Below are 16407 nucleotides of genomic sequence, written 5' to 3'. Positions count from 1 at the left end.
TCTCGGCGCGCCCTGGTTTGTGGGCGCTAGGCGACGGTTTGGGTGAAAAAACTGTCGTTCAGTGCCTACAACCGGGTTGTGTAGGAGCTAAGCGACAGTTTGGGCGGAGAAAGTGTCGCTTTGCGCCTACAGAGCTCACGCTTTGCGCGGTTTTGCTCGTATGTGTGCGCATAAATGCGTACTATTGAGTGAAATTGACGTTAGGCGGAGATTCAAGACCGCTTACCGGTCGTCGGCACAATCATGCGCACTTTTGGAAGAACTTGCGCAAAAATGAGAATCACGGAACGAGAAGAACAGGAGCATCCCATGGCAGACACCACCCAGACCACCGCCCCGCTCGACGCGGCAGCCGCCGCCACCGCGGCCTTCGCCTCCGTCCAGGGCAAGCCGTTCCCCGACGACGTCTTCACCGCCCCGCAGCTCAACTGGGCCGTCATCGGCTGCGGCGTCATCGCCAACCAAATGGCCGCGTCTCTCGCGCTCGCGGGCCGCCGCCTGGCCGGCGTGGTCAACCGCACGCGCGACAAGGCCGTCGCCTTTGCCGAGAAGTACGGCGTCGAGCGCGTCTACGACTCCTGCGAGGAGCTCTACGCCGACCCCTCGATCGACGCCATCTACATCACCACTCCGCACAACACGCACATCCGCTACCTGCGTGACGCCCTGGCCGCCGGCAAGCACGTGCTCTGCGAGAAGTCCATCACGCTGAACTCCGCCGAGCTCGACGAGGCCCGCGCCATCGCCGACGCCCACGGCGTGGTGCTCATGGACGCCACGACGATCCTGCACATGCCGCTCTACCAGGAGCTGCTTCGCCGCGCCAACGCCGGCGAGTTCGGCCGCATGAACCTGGCGCAGCTCAACTTCGGCTCCTACAAGGAGTACGGCGACCTCACCAACCGCTTCTACAACCCCAACCTGGCCGGCGGCGCCATGCTCGACATCGGCGTCTACGCGCTCAGCCTGATGCGCCTGTTCATGGCCTCCCAGCCCAACGAGGTGGTCTCGCTCGGCAACCTCTGCGAGACGGGCGTGGACGTGGCGGGCGGCATCGTCTGCAGAAACGAGCAGGGCCAGCTCGGCGTGGTCTCGCTCACCCTGCACTCCAAGCAGCCCAAGCGCGCCGTCATCTCCTTCGACAAGTGCTACGTCGAGGTCACGGAGTACCCGCGCGCCGACACGGCCACCATCGTCTGGACCGCCGACGGCCGCCGCGAGACCGTGACGGCCGGCGAGGAGGCCTACGCCCTGTGCTACGAGATGGCCGACCTCGAGGCCGCCGTGGCCGGCGACGAGTCCCGCCGCGCGCTTCTCGGCTACGCGGCAGACGTCATGGAGCTCATGACGCGCCTGCGCGCCGAGTGGGGCGTCGTCTACCCCGAGGAGCGCTAGCATGATCGCCGAGGAGCGCCTGGGCCGCATCGTCGAGATGGTCGAGCGGCGCGGCACCGCGAGCGTCACCGAGCTGGCCTCCGCGCTCGACATCTCCGAGTCCACCATCCGCCGCGACCTCGACAAGCTCGACCAGGCCCACCGCCTCGTCAAGGTGCATGGCGGGGCCACGGCCCTCGAGGCCGCCCACCTCACGCGCGACCTCACGCTCTCCGAGCGCTACGGCCTGCACGCCGAGGAGAAGCGCGCCATCTGCGCCCACGTGGCTCCGCTCGTGGGGCCGGACGACCTGGTGTACCTCGATGCCGGCTCGACGGTCGAGGAGCTGCTCTCGCACCTCACCGAGCGTCGGGCGCGCTACGTGACCGACTCGGTCTCGCACGCGATGAAGCTCGCGGGCAGGGGATTCCACGTGAGCGTGCTGGGAGGGGAGCTCAAGAGCGCGACCGAGTCGCTCATCGGCCCCGACACCATCGCGACGCTCTCGCGCTACCACTTCACGATCGGCTTCTGGGGCGTGAACGGCATCACCCCCGAGAGCGGCTTCACCTCGCCGGAGAGCAACGAGGCCCTGATCAAGCAGCTCTCCATGGAGCACACCACCCGGCGCTACGTGCTCGCCGACGCCTCCAAGTTCGACAGCACGAGCCTCGTGGGGTTCGGGCCCTTCTCGTCTGCGACGATCGTCACCTGCGGGGACGTCCCCGAGAGATACAAGGCCTTCGAAAACGTCGTGGAGGTGCCCCGATGATCTACACCGTTACCTTCAACCCGTCGCTCGACTACATCGTCCGCGTGGACGACATGCGCCTGGGCGCCATCAACCGCACCACCTACGAGAGGGTCCTGCCGGGCGGCAAGGGCGTGAACGTCTCCATCGTGCTCGGCAACCTCGGGCACACGAGCCGCGCGCTCGGCTTCACCGCCGGCTTCACCGGGGCGGAGCTCGAGCGCCTGTGCGCCGAGTCGGGCGTGGACTGCGACTTTATCCGCGTGGCCGAGGGGATGACGCGCGTCAACGTCAAGGTCAAGAGCGCCGAGGAGACCGAGCTCAACGGCATGGGGCCGAACATCACGGCCGCGGACGTGGAGGCGCTTCTCGAGCGCCTGGACGCCCTGGGGGAGGGTGACACGCTCGTGATCTCCGGCTCGGTCCCGGCGTGCCTGCCCTCCGACATGTACGAGCGGCTCATGGTGCGCGTCGCCGGCCGCGGCGTGCGCGTGGTGGTTGACGCCGAGCGCGACCTCCTCACGCGCGCCCTGCCGCACCACCCCTTCCTCGTGAAGCCCAACAACCACGAGCTCGGAGACATCTTCGGGGTCACGCTGCGCCGCCGCGACGAGGTCGTTCCGTACGCGCGCAGGCTTCAGGAGATGGGTGCCGCAAACGTGCTCGTCTCGATGGCGGGGGAGGGCGGCGTGCTCGTAGCGCAGACGGGCGAGGTCTTCGAGAGCCCCGCGGCGCGCGGAACCGTGGTCAACTCCGTGGGCGCCGGCGACTCCTCCGTGGCGGGATTCCTGGCCGGCCTCGCCGAGACCGGAAGCTACGAGGCGGCCTTCCGCATGGGCCTGGCAACGGGCTCGGCGAGCGCGTTCTCCGAGAACCTGGCGACCCGTGCCGAGGTGGAGGCCCTGCTCGCGGGCTAGCCGGCGCGGCCGGGACCGTCAAGCACCAATCCAAATCTGGCAATGCCACCCCGTTGGGGGACGGGGTGTCGGTACCACCTTGCGAAAAAACAGGCAACGTCGTCGACCGCGCGGGGTACGCCGCGGCGGTGCGCGAGCGCGAGGCGCAGTTCTCCACCGACCTGGGTGACGGCATCGCCATCCCGCACGCCAAGACCGCGGCCGTCTTCGCGCCGGGGCTCGAGGCCATGACGGTGCCCGCGGGCGTCGACTACGACTCGGCCGACGACGAGCCGGCCACGCTGCTCTTCCTCATCGCGGCGCCGGAGGGCGAGGCCGACACCCACCTCGAGGTGCTCTCGCGCCTCTCCACGCTGCTGCTCGACGCGGACTTCTGCGCGAGCCTGCGCGCCGCGGCCACGCCCGAGGAGTTCCGCCGGCTCGTCGACGGGCGCGAGGAGGCACCCCTCGTGGGACCGGCGCCCTTCTCGCCCGCCGGGCCCTCCCGTGCGCTAGACTGAAGACCAGTCGCGAAAGGGGGAGCCATGGCAGACGCCAACCAGCAGATGCGTGCGGCGGAGAGCGCGGCGCGCGTGCCCGACGTCGTGGTCATCACGGGGATGAGCGGGTCGGGCCGCACCCAGGCCCTGCACGTCTTCGAGGACATGGGCTACTTCGCGATCGACAACCTGCCCCCGCGGCTGCTGCTTCAGCTCGCCGAGCTCGTGGGGATCAACTCGGGCGTGGGGCGTCACCTCGCCGTCACCTGCGACCTGCGCTCCCAGGGGCTCTTCGACGAGCTCTCCGACTCCGTGCGCCAGCTGCGCGAGCACGAGATCTCGGCCAAGGTGGTGTTCCTCGACACCTCCGACGACGTCCTCATCCGTCGCTACGACGAGAACCGCCGGCGCCACCCGCTCGCCGCGCCCGGGGAGGCGGTCTCGAGCGCCATCGCCCGCGAGCGCGCCCAGCTCGGCAGCGTCCGCGAGTCGGCGGACCTCGTCATCGACACGAGCCGCCTGCGCACGAGCGCGCTCAGGAGCCGTCTCACCCGCGCCTTCTCCGAGCTCACCGACCAGCAGCTCATGGAGGTGAGCGTCTTCTCGTTCGGCTTCAAGCACGGCATGCCCGTCGAGGCCGACCTCATGGTCGACGTGCGCTTCCTGCCCAACCCCTTCTACGACCCCGAGATGCGCCCCCTCACCGGCAACGACCGCCTGGTGGCCGACTTCGTGCTGCAGAACCCGACCACCGAGAAGTTCCTCGACGCGTGGTACCGCCTGCTCGACGTGACGATGCCGGGCTACGTGGCCGAGGGCAAGACGAGCCTGTCCATCGCGGTGGGGTGCACGGGCGGCCAGCACCGCAGCGTCGCCATCGCCAACGCCACGGCCGCCTACCTCGAGCGGTCCGGGTACCACGTGGTCCTCTCGCACCGCGACCTCGCGCTCGCCAACGTGAGGACGAGCTAGCATGTCGTTCACCGCCGAGGTCAAAGACGAGCTCTCGCGCGTCGAGGCGCCCGTGGCGGCCGCCGAGCTGGCCCAGCTCTCGGCGCTCATCCGCGTGTGCGGGACGCTCTCGTTTCGGGGGTCGGGCCGCTACTCCATCCGCATTGCGACGGAGACGGGCGCCGTGGCCCGCACCGTCATCAAGCTCACGCACAAGATATTCGACCTGGACACCTCGCTCACGGTGCGCCGCTCGGTCCTGCACAAGACCCGCAACTACCTCATAGAGATGCCCGAGCAGGAGGGGCTCGCGGCCGACCTGGTGCGCCTGGGGATCCTGGTCCCGGGGCGCGGCCTGGCGACGGGCGTGCCCCAGGCCCTTCTCGGCACGCGCCCCGCGCGAGAGGCGTTCGTGCGCGGGGCATTCATGGCAGGCGGCTTCATCGCCGACCCCCGCGGGGACTTCCACCTTGAGATCGCCGTGACGGGGGAGGACTTCGCACGCGGGCTCGTCGCCCTCGTGGACTCCTTCGGCGTCTCGGCGCGCCTCAACCGCCGGCGCGGCGCCTACGCCATCTACCTCAAGAGCTTCGACGACGTGATCGCGCTGCTGCGCGCGATGGGCGCGCGGCGCATGGCGCGCGTCGTGGAGGTGGCACGCGCGAAGAAGTCGGTGAAAAACGACGTCAACCGCCGCGTCAACGCCGAGATGGCCAACCAGGCCCGCTCCACGGGGGCGGCCGCCTCGCAGCTCGACCTCATAGAGCGCGCCGAGAGGAGCGTCGGGCTCGCCACGCTGCCGCCCGCGCTGCGCGCCTTTTGCGCCGCGCGCCGGGCCCACCCCGAGCTCAGCCTCGCGGCGCTCGGCGCCGAGCTCGACCCGCCCGCGTCCAAGTCGGCCATGTACCACCGCGTGCTCAGGCTCCAGGAGCTCGTGGAGGCGGCCGAGCGGGACTGAGGCGCACCCTCTTCGGACCCCGCGGCCTGCGGCTGCGGGAGGAATCTGAGCGCCCACCGCTTAAATTTCACCCGTGTCTCAGATTGCGCGATACCAGACGATGCTTGTGGGGTACACTATCGTCTGGTTAGGGCATCGAGCCCTGTCTGCATGGTCCGTCGGGGAGGGACCCCGTCGGCCCCGTGAAAGGAGAAAGCATGGCAGTAAAGGTTGCTATCAACGGCTTTGGTCGCATCGGCCGTCTGGCGTTCCGCCAGATGTTCGGTCACGAGGGCTCCGAGATCGTCGCCATCAACGACCTCACCTCCCCGGACATGCTCGCCTACCTTCTGAAGTACGACACCACGCAGGGCAACTACGCCCGCGACCACAAGGTCGAGGCCGGCGAGGACTCCATTACCGTCGACGGCAAGAAGATCACCATTTACAAGGAGGCCGACGCCTCCAAGCTCCCCTGGGGCGAGCTCGGCGTTGACGTCGTCCTCGAGTGCACCGGCTTCTACACCTCCAAGGCCAAGGCCCAGGCCCACATCGACGCTGGCGCCAAGAAGGTCGTCATCTCCGCTCCGGCCGGCAACGACCTGCCCACCATCGTCTACAACGTCAACCACGAGCAGCTGACCGCCGAGGACAACATCATCTCCGCCGCCTCCTGCACCACCAACTGCCTCGCCCCGATGGCCAAGGGCCTCAACGACTTCGCGCCGATCGTCTCCGGCATCATGACCACCATCCACGCCTACACCGGCGACCAGATGCCGCTCGACGGCCCGCAGCGCAAGGGCAACAAGCGTCGCTCCCGCGCCTGCGCTCAGAACATCGTCCCCAACTCCACCGGTGCCGCCAAGGCCATCGGCCTGGTCCTCCCGGAGCTCAACGGCAAGCTGATCGGTGCCGCTCAGCGCGTTCCCACGCCCACCGGCTCCATCACCAACCTCTACTGCGTCGTTGACAAGAAGGTCACCGTCGACGAGGTCAACGCTGCCATGAAGGCCTACGCCGAGACCATCCCCGAGACCTTCGCCTACAACGAGGACGACATCGTCTCTTCCGACATCATCGGCGAGACCCACGGCTCGATCTTCGACGCCACCCAGACCATGGTTCAGGACCTCGGCAACGGCCAGAGCCTCGTCCAGGTCACCTCTTGGTACGACAACGAGAACTCCTACACCTCTCAGATGGTCCGCACCATCAAGTACTTCGAGAAGTTCGTCGCGTAGTTCTCGTCCCACAGGCTTTTCGCAGAGGGGTGCGGTTTGCAGCTCACAGGGCCGCGGCCGCGCCCCTTCTCGTAAGCAGGAAAACAGCAGTCTTAAGGAGTGAGCATGGCTTTCACCAAGAAGACCGTTCGCGACGCCGACGTCGCGGGCAAGCGCGTCCTCATGCGCGTTGACTTCAACGTGCCCCTGAAGGACGGCGTCGTCACCGACGACACCCGCGTCCGCGCCGCCATCCCCACCATCCAGTACCTCAAGGAGCAGGGCGCCAAGATCATCCTCATGAGCCACCTCGGCCGCCCCAAGGGCGACGGCCCCGAGCCCGCCTTCTCCCTCAAGCCCGCGGCCGACAAGCTCGCCGAGCTCACCGGCTATGATGTGAAGTTCGTCGACGACACCTACGGCGAGAAGGCCGCCGCCGCCGTGGCCGCCCTCGAGCCGGGCGACATCCTCGTCCTCGAGAACGTCCGCTTTGACAAGCGCGAGAAGAAGAACGACCCCGAGATCGCCAAGATCCTCGCCTCCTACGGCGACATCTTCGTGCTCGACGCCTTCGGCACCGCGCACCGCGCCCAGGGCTCCGTGGTCGGCCCCGCTGCGTATCTTCCGGCCTATGCCGGCTTCCTGCTGGAGAAGGAGGTCGACACCCTGACCTCGATCTTCGCCGATCCCGCGCGCCCCTTCGTCGCCATCGTCGGCGGCTCCAAGGTGTCCTCCAAGATCGGCGTGCTCGATCACCTCATCGACTCCGCTGACACCCTGATCATCGGCGGCGGCATGGCCTACACTTTCTTCCTCGCCAAGGGCTACACCGTGGGAACCTCCCTCAAGGAGGAGGACTGGGTCGAGCGCGCCGGCGAGATGCTCAAGAAGGCCGAGGAGAAGGGCGTCAAGATCCTGCTGCCCGTGGACAACGTCGTCGCCGACCACTTTGGCGAGGACGCCGTGGGCGAGGTCGTCGACTCCGACAGCATCCCCGACGACCGCATGGGCATGGACATCGGCCCCAAGACCCGCGAGCTCTACTGCGAGGCCATCAAGGGCGCCAAGACCGTCTTCTGGAACGGCCCGATGGGCGTCTTCGAGATGGATCAGTTCGCGGCCGGCACCGAGGCCGTCGCCCGCGCGGTGGCCGACTCCGACTGCACCTCGATCATTGGCGGCGGCGACTCCGTCGCGGCCATCAACAAGTTCGACCTTGCCGACAAGATGAGCTGGATCTCCACCGGCGGTGGCGCGTCCATGGAGCTCGTCGAGGGCAAGGCCCTTCCTGGAGTGGAGGCGCTTCTCGATGCGTAAGAGGATGATCGCTGGCAACTGGAAGATGAACAAGACCTGGGGCGAGGGCGTCGTCCTGGCCCAGGGCCTCGCCGACGAGCTCAAGGATGGCACCGGCGACGTTGACGTCGTCGTCTGCCCGCCTGCCGTCGACCTCAAGGGCGTCTCCGAGGTCATCGAGCAGACCTCCGCGCCGTTCGCCCTCGGCGGCCAGAACGTCTACTGGGAGGAGTCCGGCGCCTTCACCGGCGAGACGGCCCCCAGCATGCTCGAGGCCGTGGGCGCCACCCACTGCATCATCGGCCACTCCGAGCGCCGCGACTACTTCGGCGAGACGGACGAGGACGTGAACAAGAAGGCCAAGGCCCTCATGGCTCACGGCATCGTCCCCATCTCCTGCTGCGGCGAGTCCCTCGAGGTCCGCGAGGCCGGCAAGCACGTCGAGTTCGTCGTTGACCAGATCAAGAAGGACACCGAGGGCCTCGAGATCACCGACCCGTCCAAGTACGTGATCGCCTACGAGCCCATCTGGGCCATCGGCACCGGCAAGACCGCCACGGCCGACGACGCCCAGGAGGTCTGCGGCGCCATCCGCGCCACCCTCGTCGAGATCTTCGGCGAGGAGACGGCAGCCGGCATCCGCGTGCTCTACGGCGGCTCCGCCAAGCCCGAGAACATCGCCGGCTTCCTCGAGAAGGAGGACGTCGACGGCGCGCTCGTCGGCGGTGCCTCCCTCAAGGCCGACAGCTTCGCCGCGATGGTCAAGAGCGCCATGGCGTAGATGCCGCCAGGCCTTTCTCGGCAGATGTGTGTTCTGGGGCCCGGACGAGCGTCCGGGCCCCTTTGTGCTACCATTTCACCTTGGACTGCATCTGCCCCCTAAGGAGTGTTTCGTGAACCCGCTCAACATCATCCTCACCGTGCTGCTCTTCCTGTCCGGCTTCCTGACGGTCATCCTCGTCCTCATGCACTCGGGTAAGGGCACCGGCGTCTCGGACATGATCGCCTCGTCGCTCTACAACTCCGGCACGGGCTCTGGCGTGCTCGAGAAGAACCTCAACCGCCTCACCGTGATCACCACGACGGTCTTCATCGTCTGCGTGGTCGTGATGGCCCTCACGTTCCCGACGGGTACGATGGGCTAGCCGCCCGCAACAGCACGTAGCTTCGAGAAGGCACCTGCGGGTGCCTTTTCTCGTATGAGGCAGAGACGGCGAGAAGAACCCGCAGGTAGGAGGCAGATTTTCTCACTCGGCAACTTTTTTCAAAAATGAGGCTTGCATCGCCTGGGCGACTGGTGCATACTACTCCTTGCGCGAAAGCGCAGTGCACGTCGGAGTGGCGGAATTGGCAGACGCGCTAGCTTGAGGTGCTAGTGACTGACTAAAAGGTCGTGCGGGTTCAAGTCCCGCCTCCGACACCACGAAAGAACGCGGGCCTCCAAAGGAGGCCCGCTTTTTTCTTGCCGAGGCGCCCTGCCGGGGCGTGCTACGCTAGGGCGGACGACGACGGTTGGGGGCTCGTATGGCCAAGGCGGGGCTCAGCATCAGGCGGGTCGAGGGAATCGGGGAGGGAAGCCTCGTCGGGACCCTCTCGCGCCTCCTGCAGCTCACGTGCGAGGCCGTGCTCATCTTCGACGGGGCCGGTAGGGTCCTTCTCGCCAACGACGAGGCCTCCGAGCTCCTGGGGATCTCGGAGGGCCTCGTGGGGGCCGACGTGCGCGCCCTCTTCCCGTCTCCCGACGAGCCAGAGGCGTCGACGGACGACTTTGACGTGTCGCAGCTTCCCTTCACCACGGACGGCTCCCCGACGCGCTGCCCGCTGAGGCGTGCCGACGGGAAGCTCGCGCAGGTTCGCGTTCGCTGCGAGGCCGTCCAGGCCCCCGGAGAGACCTACCTGCTCGTGGCCATGCCCTCCGACGAGGACGCCCTTGCGGACCGTGAGGCCCTGCGCGCCATCGAGGACCTGCGCCGCGCGAACCACCGCCTCTCGGGCACGCTCAACATCGTGCTCGACACGATCGACTCCACCGACGTGGCCGCCCTCTTCGAGCGCGTGCTCGAGGAGGTGACCGACACGATGGAGGCGGACGGGACGATCGTGTACCTCGCCGAGTCCGACGGCTTTCACCTGCGCGGCATATCGAGCGGCCTCTCCGGCGAGAAGGTCGCGCGCTTCATGCCCTTCGGGCGCAGCGTGGAGCGCGTGGCGGTCCGCGAGGGACGTGCCGTGCGCCTGCGGGTCTGCGCCCCGACGAGCGAGGCCCTGCGCCAGGGGCGCCTCGTGACGCGCGACGTGGTCGACGAGGACACCCACGAGGTCCTGCGGATGAGAAGTGCCATGGTGCCCCCGTTCACGAGCTTCATCGCCGTGCCGGTGTGGTTCGGCGGCCACGTCATCTCGATCATCGAGGTGGGCTGGCGGCGCCTCCACCCGCTCATGAAGGAGGACGCGCGCCTGCTCGACTCCGTGGCCCACTACCTCTCGGTCCAGCTCGCGGGGGCCTTCACCACGCTCCGTGCGCAGCGCGCCGACCGCCTGGCGTCGCTCGCGACCGAGCTGCGCGAGGAGCTGCTCACCTCGGCGACCGACGGCAGCGGCGACGGCGTCGTCTCCATCCTGCGCGACACGCTCGCCGAGGCGGGGGAGGAGCTCGACGCGGCGGTCGTGCGCGTGAGCGAGAACGACCGCCAGCGCGTCGTGCTCGCCGACCTCCCGCTCAACGGGCCGCGCGAGCTGCCCATCGACCTCGAGGAGCTCGTGGCGCCCCATCGCTCGGACGGCGTGGCGGTGGTGAGCGTCGCGCCGGACTCGGAGGTCTTCTCGCTGCTGCGCGCCCTGGGGGAGCCCTGCGTGGGCGCCCTGGTGGACCTCGGCGAGCTCGTGGGGGAGCGCCGCTGCTTCCTCGTGCTGCGCCCCGACGGGGCCGAGCCGCTCGACGACATAGAGCTCGAGTTCCTGCGCATGCTCGCCGGGGACGTCCGAGACATCGCCCTCGGCGAGGAGGCGCGCGAGCAGGACAAGCGCATCTCCCAGGCGCTCCAGACCGGCATGAGAAACGAGCTCCAGCACGTGGAGGGCATCACTGCCCAGGCGGTCTACTGCTCCGCGACGAAGGCGGCCTCGGTGGGAGGGGACTTCTACGACCTCATCCGCCTTCCCGACCGGCGCGCCTGCGTCATCATGGGCGACGTCTCGGGCAAGGGGGTCGAGGCCGCCTCGGTCTCTGCCGCCGTCAAGACCGCGCTCGGCGCCTACTCGTGGGAGGGGCTCGCCCCGGCACGGATGGTGCGCTCCCTCAACGAGTTCCTCCTGGGCTTCTCGCGCCTCGAGACCTTCGCGACGCTCTTCGTGGGCATCATCGACCTCGAGGAGGCCACGCTGCGCTACTGCTCGGCGGGGCATCCGCCCGCGATTCTGGTCCACGCGGGGGCGGAGGCGCTGTCCATCCTCGACGTGCAGTCGGGCGTGGTGGGGGCCTTCCACGACATCAACTACCAGGACGGCCTCGTGAGGCTCGAGCGCGACGACGTGCTGCTGCTCTACACCGACGGAACGACGGAGGCGCGTGACTCGTCCGGCTCCTTCTTCGGCGAGGAGGGGCTGCGCGACATGGTGATGCGCGAGTCGGAGGGCGACAAGCCCTTCGAGGGCTTCGTCGACCGCCTCCTGGCGACGCTCGAGGACTTCACCGGTCGCAACCTCGAGGACGACGTTGCCATGCTCGCGCTGCGCTTCGACGTGGCCGCGCCCCGGGACGGGGAGGGCACGACGCGATAGAGCCCGCCCGATTTGGGAATATCTACAGCATGTCTGAGAGGGCCAACATAGCGCTGGTCTCGGTCGGCACCGACCTTGACGTCACGACGGTGCCCGTCGTGAGGCGGCGCATGGACCGCCTCGTCGCGCAGGGGTGCCGTCGCGTCTTCATGAACATGGCCGGCGTGGAGCACGTGGACTCGGCCGGCATGGGCCTCATCCTCACCGAGCTGAGAAACATCCGCCGCCAGGGCGGGCTGCTCTCCCTCGTCAACGTGTCCCCGCAGGTGTACCAGGCGCTACGCCGGATGCGGATGCTCGACTACATGCCCGTCGAGCGCGCCGGCGTGCGGCGCGAGGTGACGGCTCTCGACCCCTCGGTGCTCCCGCGCTGGCGCACGACGTTTCGGGTGGACTCGTCGGCCCTCGGGGAGGCGCGCGAGCGGCTCGAGGGGCTTCTCGCCACGCTGCCCTTCTCGCCGGACGAGGTGTTTGATATGACGCTCGCCTCCGGGGAGGCGTTCGGCAACGCGGTGGACCACACCGGGGGGACGGGCGTGCTCGCGACGGTGGCCGCCTACCCCGACCGCGTGACCATCGACGTGACCGACTGCGGGTGCGGCTTCGAGCTCGCCGGGGACGAGGAGCCCCCCGAGACGGGGCCGTGCGCGGAGCGCGGGCGCGGCATCCGGCTCATGCGCCTGCTCGCCGACTCCGTGAGCATCGCGCACAAGAGCTCGGGGGAGGGGACGGTCGTGCGGCTCGTGAAGCTCTTCGGTACCGCCGACGCGGACGTTCCCCCAGCTCCGGGCATCCCCGCCTGAGCCGCTTCACAGATTCTTCACCTTCCTCGAACTTCCCGCTTGCGCTCGTGCCCCCTGGCCCGTATAGTATTCCCTGCTCTTGCGGGCTTAGCGCAGTTGGTAGCGCGCCACCTTGCCAAGGTGGAGGTCGCGGGTTCGAACCCCGTAGCCCGCTCCATGTGAGCTCCGGGCCGGACTCGTTCGGCCTTTTTCATACGGCGAAGTGGCCAAGTGGTAAGGCACGGGCCTGCAAAGCCCTGACCCCCGGTTCGAATCCGGGCTTCGCCTCCAAGACGTGACGGGCGCCCCTCGGGGCGCCCTTTTCGTCTGCCCGCTCCCGGGACGTCTTGCGCGGGCGAGAATTTCCTCAAATTGGGGCTTGCATTCCGGGCGCGCTCCCCGTATTATTTCTCCTTGCGTCGCGGGCTTAGCGCAGTTGGTAGCGCGCCACCTTGCCAAGGTGGAGGTCGCGGGTTCGAACCCCGTAGCCCGCTCCATGAAGTGACGAGGGCCGGTCTTTGACCGGCCCTTTTGCTATGCTTGGGGACCTGACGCAGGAAAGTCGTTCGCTAGGAGCTCGAAGCAGATGTTTCTCTCGCTGATCTTCGTCGTCTTCCTCTTCCTGGTGGTCCAGGGCTTCGTGCGGGTGGTGGTCTTCTTCTGGGACTGGCTCTCCGGCGGGGACCAGCTCGACGCCGACGACGTCGAGCGCGCGGAGACGGCCCTGGAGGAGTCCGAGGACGTCCTCGAGCGGGAGCTCGCCCGTGCGGAGCGCCAGCGCGGCCTGGGGAGGCTCTTCGCCCGCTGGCACGCCTCGAACGAGGCCGTCGACGAGTACCTCGACCACCTTCACCTGGGTTGGTACCAGGTCGTCATCATCTTCTTCGTGGGCTCGATGGCGGGCCTTCTGATCGAGGAGGTCTGGATGCTCGCCACCGCCGGGCTCACGGAGAGCCGCGTGGGCCTGGTGTGGGGGCCCTTCTCGCCGCTCTACGGCCTGGGTGCCGTGGCACTCACCCTGCTGGGCTTCTTCCTGCGCCGCAGGGGGGCCAAGAACTGGCAGGTGTTTCTCGTCTCCGCAGTCGTGGGCGGCCTGCTCGAGCAGTTCGCGGGCTGGAGCATGTCCACGTTCTTCGACGCGGAGTCCTGGACCTACCTCGGCCTGCCCGATCGCATCACACAGTGGGTGGCCTGGCGGTTCCTGGTATTCTGGGGGCTTCTGGGCCTTGCGTGGTGCAGGGCCGTCATGCCGCGCCTGCTCTACCAGATCGGCATGCCCACCACGCGCCGCCAGGCCGTCTTCGTGACGCTCGTCGCCGTGTACCTGGTCGCGGACGTCGCGATGACGCTCGTGTGCTTCAACCGCAAGAGCGCGCGCGACGCCGGCGTGCCGCCCGCCAACGCCTTCGAGCAGTGGGTCGACACCAACTACAGCGACGAGTTCATCGCGGGGCGCTTCGAGAACCTCAAGATCGGGGACCAGCGCGACGCGGTGGACGAGAACGGCAACCTCATCTACGACGAGAACGGAAACACGCTGACCGAGGCAGAGGGGGGCGCGCGATGACGGCCGGGGCCGGGCGCGAGGTCTACCTCGACTACGCGGCGGCGACGCCCGTCGACCCCGAGGTCGCCGCGGTGATGCTGCCCTACCTCACCGAGCGCTTCTGGAACCCGTCTGCGCCCTACGCCCGCGCCCGCGAGGTGCGCGACGACGTCGAGCGCGCCCGCGGCACGCTCGCGCGCCTCATCGGGGCGAGGCCGGACAACCTCGTCTTCACGGCGGGCGCGACCGAGGCCAACAACCTCGCCTTCGCTGCGGTCGACGGGCACGTCGTGGTCGACGCGATCGAGCACGAGAGCGTGCTCGCCTGCGCCGGCATGCACGCCCGCCGCACTGTGCGCGTGGGCGCCGACGGCCTCGTCGACCCAGCGGCGGTGGCGCGCGCCATCCGGCCCGACACCGAGCTCGTCTCGGTGGAGCTCGCCAACGGCGAGGTCGGGTGCATCCAGCCCGTGCGCGACATCTCGCGCGTGGTGGCCGCCGAGCGCGCAAGGCGCCTCGAGGCGGGCGAGAAGACCCCCATCTACCTGCACTCGGACGCCTCCCAGGCGGCCGGCGCGCTCTCCGTGAACGTGGGCTCGCTCGGCGTGGACATGCTCACGCTCTCCGCGGCGAAGGTCTACGGCCCCAAGCAGGTGGGCGTGCTGTGGGCCTCCGACGACGTGCGGCTGCGCCCGCTCGTCTACGGGGGCGGCCAGGAGGGCGGCGTGCGCTCCGGCACGGAGAACGTTGCCGGCGTCGTGGGCTTCGCCCGGGCGCTCGAGCTCGCGAGCGAGCGGAGGGCCGAGGAGTCCCGCCGCCTGGCCGGCCTGCGCGAGCGCCTGCGCTCGGCCCTGGCGTCCGAGCTGCCGTGGGTCGTGGTCAGCGGGCCGAGGAACCCCAAGAGGCGCCTGCCGGGCCTGCTGCACGTCTCCTTCGCCGGGATCGAGGCGCGCCGGCTCGTGATCGCGCTCGAGCGCGAGGGCGTCTCGGTGGGCACGGGCTCGGCCTGCGCCGCGAGCCGCATGCGCGTCTCCCACGTGCTCGACGCCATCGGCATGCCGCGGCCGCTCGCCGAGGGCAGCCTGCGGCTCACGCTCGGGCGCCCGACGACGGAGGGCGACGTCGACTACGCCGCCGCGGCGATCGTGCGCTGCGTGCGCGCGGAGATGGCGCGGCTCGGGCGCGACGACGAGTCCCAGGCGGCGCTCGCGGCGGCGCTCGGCGCGGGCGCGGGGGGTGTCTGAGGTGGCCGGTGCGTCCCGCGTCTTCTGCGGGCTCTCCGGCGGCGTGGACTCGGCCCTGGCGTGCGCCCTTCTCGTCGAGCGGGGCTACGACGTCACGGCCGTCTACATGCGCAACTGGTCGCAGGACCTGCCGGGATTCAGGTGCCCGTGGGCCGACGACCTCGCCGACGCCGAGCGCGTGGCCGTGACGCTGGGCATTCCTCTCGAGGTCTGGGACTGCGAGGATGAGTACCGCGCCACGGTGGTCGACTACCTCGTGGACGCCTACGCCCGCGGCTACACGCCCAACCCGGACGTCATGTGCAACCAGACCATCAAGTTCGGCACCTTCGTGGACCGCGCCCTCGAGCGCGGCGCGGACCTCGTGGCGACGGGGCACTACGGGCGCGTCGAGCGCGGGGACGACGGGCGCACGCGCCTCTTGCGCGCGCTCGACGAGCACAAGGACCAGACCTACTTCCTGTGGCGCGTGGGCGAGGAGGCGCTCTCCCGCGCGCTGCTGCCCGTCGGGGAGATCCGCGACAAGGCCGAGGTGCGCCGCATGTGCGCCGAGCGGGGCCTGGGCGTGGAGGCCAAGCCGGACTCGGACGGCATCTGCTTCGTGGGGCCGGTGGGCATCCGCACCTTCCTGCTCGACGCGCTCGAGCGGCGCGCCGGCGACGTCGTGGAGTGGGAGACCGGCCGCGTGCTCGGCCGCCACGACGGCGCCTTCCTCTTCACCGTGGGGCAGCGCAAGGGGCTCGACCTCGGCGGCGGCCCGGCGCGCTACGTCGTCTCCACGGACACCGAGGAGAACGTGGTCTACGTGACGGCCGACCACGACAGCCCCGCGCTCTTCTGCCGCGAGCTCACGCTCGAGGACGTGCGCTGGATCTCCGGGGACGCCCCGGCGCCCGGTCGCTACCTCGTGCGGACCCGTCACACCGGCGAGCTGCGGGAGGCGCTTCTCGACGGCTCAGTGTTGCGATTTGACGAGCCCGTCCGCCGCGTGGCGCCGGGCCAGTCCGCGGTGGTCTACGATGGTCTTCGCTGCCTGGGAGGCGGCGTGGTACGAAGGGACGGTCCCTTCGTGTCACCTGAGTCCGAATGAGGCAAAGGGATCGTCCCTTCGTGTCACAGGGGGTTGC

15 protein-coding genes and 4 tRNA genes are annotated in these 16407 nt (G+C 69.0%); all 19 read left to right on the top strand.

Features of this window, described 5'->3' with window-relative positions; translation table 11 throughout:
• Positions 1 to 309 precede the first annotated feature (309 nt).
• Entirely contained in the window at positions 310 to 1395 is a 1086-nt protein-coding gene (locus tag B5F23_RS01910) for a Gfo/Idh/MocA family protein (protein ID WP_087350993.1), read from the top strand.
• 1 nt (position 1396) lies between these two features.
• Positions 1397 to 2146 carry a DeoR/GlpR family DNA-binding transcription regulator gene (locus B5F23_RS01905; RefSeq protein ID WP_087350990.1) on the top strand — a complete coding sequence of 250 codons (750 nt, stop codon included), beginning with the start codon at positions 1397 to 1399 and terminating at the stop codon, positions 2144 to 2146.
• Positions 2143 to 3042 carry a 1-phosphofructokinase gene (gene pfkB, locus B5F23_RS01900; protein WP_087350987.1) on the top strand — a complete coding sequence of 300 codons (900 nt, stop codon included), beginning with the start codon at positions 2143 to 2145 and terminating at the stop codon, positions 3040 to 3042. Before B5F23_RS01905 ends, pfkB begins: the two co-directional genes overlap by 4 nt.
• A 65-nt stretch (positions 3043 to 3107) precedes the next feature.
• Positions 3108 to 3542, top strand: a complete 435-nt coding sequence (locus B5F23_RS01895) for a PTS sugar transporter subunit IIA (protein ID WP_206392181.1) — start codon at positions 3108 to 3110, stop codon at positions 3540 to 3542.
• Positions 3543 to 3566: 24 nt separating this feature from the next.
• Positions 3567 to 4493 (top strand): RNase adapter RapZ, encoded by a 927-nt coding sequence (gene rapZ, locus B5F23_RS01890; RefSeq protein ID WP_087350981.1) that lies wholly within the window; start codon positions 3567 to 3569, stop codon positions 4491 to 4493.
• A 1-nt stretch (position 4494) separates the two neighbouring features.
• A complete protein-coding gene (gene whiA / locus B5F23_RS01885) occupies positions 4495 to 5430 on the top strand; it encodes a DNA-binding protein WhiA (RefSeq protein WP_087350978.1) in 936 nt (311 codons plus the stop codon).
• A 197-nt stretch (positions 5431 to 5627) separates the two neighbouring features.
• Positions 5628 to 6653 carry a type I glyceraldehyde-3-phosphate dehydrogenase gene (gene gap, locus B5F23_RS01880; RefSeq protein WP_087350975.1) on the top strand — a complete coding sequence of 342 codons (1026 nt, stop codon included), beginning with the start codon at positions 5628 to 5630 and terminating at the stop codon, positions 6651 to 6653.
• 105 nt (positions 6654 to 6758) lie between these two features.
• Complete coding sequence (locus B5F23_RS01875; RefSeq protein ID WP_087350972.1) at positions 6759 to 7949, top strand: phosphoglycerate kinase; 1191 nt, start codon at positions 6759 to 6761, stop codon at positions 7947 to 7949.
• On the top strand, positions 7942 to 8709 hold the full coding sequence (gene tpiA / locus B5F23_RS01870) for a triose-phosphate isomerase (RefSeq protein ID WP_087350970.1): 768 nt from the start codon (positions 7942 to 7944) through the stop codon (positions 8707 to 8709). The genes B5F23_RS01875 and tpiA overlap by 8 nt, the downstream gene beginning before the upstream one ends.
• A gap of 112 nt (positions 8710 to 8821) precedes the next feature.
• A complete protein-coding gene (gene secG, locus B5F23_RS01865) occupies positions 8822 to 9073 on the top strand; it encodes a preprotein translocase subunit SecG (RefSeq protein ID WP_087350967.1) in 252 nt (83 codons plus the stop codon).
• Positions 9074 to 9260: 187 nt separating this feature from the next.
• Positions 9261 to 9351, top strand: a tRNA-Leu gene (locus tag B5F23_RS01860).
• Between the two features lie 101 nt (positions 9352 to 9452).
• Positions 9453 to 11708 (top strand): SpoIIE family protein phosphatase, encoded by a 2256-nt coding sequence (locus B5F23_RS01855; protein ID WP_087350964.1) that lies wholly within the window; start codon positions 9453 to 9455, stop codon positions 11706 to 11708.
• Between the two features lie 29 nt (positions 11709 to 11737).
• Positions 11738 to 12511, top strand: coding sequence for an anti-sigma factor antagonist (locus tag B5F23_RS01850; RefSeq protein WP_087350961.1), 774 nt, complete (start codon positions 11738 to 11740; stop codon positions 12509 to 12511).
• Positions 12512 to 12592: 81 nt separating this feature from the next.
• Positions 12593 to 12668: transfer RNA gene (locus B5F23_RS01845), tRNA-Gly, on the top strand.
• 39 nt (positions 12669 to 12707) lie between these two features.
• Positions 12708 to 12781: transfer RNA gene (locus B5F23_RS01840), tRNA-Cys, on the top strand.
• A 130-nt stretch (positions 12782 to 12911) separates the two neighbouring features.
• Positions 12912 to 12987, top strand: a tRNA-Gly gene (locus tag B5F23_RS01835).
• Positions 12988 to 13076: 89 nt separating this feature from the next.
• Positions 13077 to 14057, top strand: a complete 981-nt coding sequence (locus B5F23_RS01830) for a putative ABC transporter permease (protein ID WP_087350958.1) — start codon at positions 13077 to 13079, stop codon at positions 14055 to 14057.
• On the top strand, positions 14054 to 15280 hold the full coding sequence (locus tag B5F23_RS01825) for a cysteine desulfurase family protein (protein WP_087350956.1): 1227 nt from the start codon (positions 14054 to 14056) through the stop codon (positions 15278 to 15280). The genes B5F23_RS01830 and B5F23_RS01825 overlap by 4 nt, the downstream gene beginning before the upstream one ends.
• 1 nt (position 15281) lies before the next feature.
• Complete coding sequence (gene mnmA / locus B5F23_RS01820; RefSeq protein ID WP_087350953.1) at positions 15282 to 16370, top strand: tRNA 2-thiouridine(34) synthase MnmA; 1089 nt, start codon at positions 15282 to 15284, stop codon at positions 16368 to 16370.
• Positions 16371 to 16407 lie beyond the last annotated feature (37 nt).

It is taken from the genome of Olsenella sp. An188 (assembly GCF_002160255.1).
Classification (GTDB): domain Bacteria; phylum Actinomycetota; class Coriobacteriia; order Coriobacteriales; family Atopobiaceae; genus Thermophilibacter; species Thermophilibacter avistercoris.
This window is presented reverse-complemented; position numbering and strand designations above follow the sequence as displayed.

What these genes read in the sequence shown, in the direction of transcription:
- B5F23_RS01910 (WP_087350993.1), top strand. Translation starts at nt 310, where the DNA reads ATGGCAGACACCACCCAGACCACCGCCCCGCTCGACGCGGCAGCCGCC.
- B5F23_RS01905 (WP_087350990.1), top strand. Translation starts at nt 1,397, where the DNA reads ATGATCGCCGAGGAGCGCCTGGGCCGCATCGTCGAGATGGTCGAGCGG.
- pfkB (WP_087350987.1), top strand. Translation starts at nt 2,143, where the DNA reads ATGATCTACACCGTTACCTTCAACCCGTCGCTCGACTACATCGTCCGC.
- rapZ (WP_087350981.1), top strand. Translation starts at nt 3,567, where the DNA reads ATGGCAGACGCCAACCAGCAGATGCGTGCGGCGGAGAGCGCGGCGCGC.
- whiA (WP_087350978.1), top strand. Translation starts at nt 4,495, where the DNA reads ATGTCGTTCACCGCCGAGGTCAAAGACGAGCTCTCGCGCGTCGAGGCG.
- gap (WP_087350975.1), top strand. Translation starts at nt 5,628, where the DNA reads ATGGCAGTAAAGGTTGCTATCAACGGCTTTGGTCGCATCGGCCGTCTG.
- B5F23_RS01875 (WP_087350972.1), top strand. Translation starts at nt 6,759, where the DNA reads ATGGCTTTCACCAAGAAGACCGTTCGCGACGCCGACGTCGCGGGCAAG.
- tpiA (WP_087350970.1), top strand. Translation starts at nt 7,942, where the DNA reads ATGCGTAAGAGGATGATCGCTGGCAACTGGAAGATGAACAAGACCTGG.
- B5F23_RS01855 (WP_087350964.1), top strand. Translation starts at nt 9,453, where the DNA reads ATGGCCAAGGCGGGGCTCAGCATCAGGCGGGTCGAGGGAATCGGGGAG.
- B5F23_RS01850 (WP_087350961.1), top strand. Translation starts at nt 11,738, where the DNA reads ATGTCTGAGAGGGCCAACATAGCGCTGGTCTCGGTCGGCACCGACCTT.
- B5F23_RS01830 (WP_087350958.1), top strand. Translation starts at nt 13,077, where the DNA reads ATGTTTCTCTCGCTGATCTTCGTCGTCTTCCTCTTCCTGGTGGTCCAG.
- B5F23_RS01825 (WP_087350956.1), top strand. Translation starts at nt 14,054, where the DNA reads ATGACGGCCGGGGCCGGGCGCGAGGTCTACCTCGACTACGCGGCGGCG.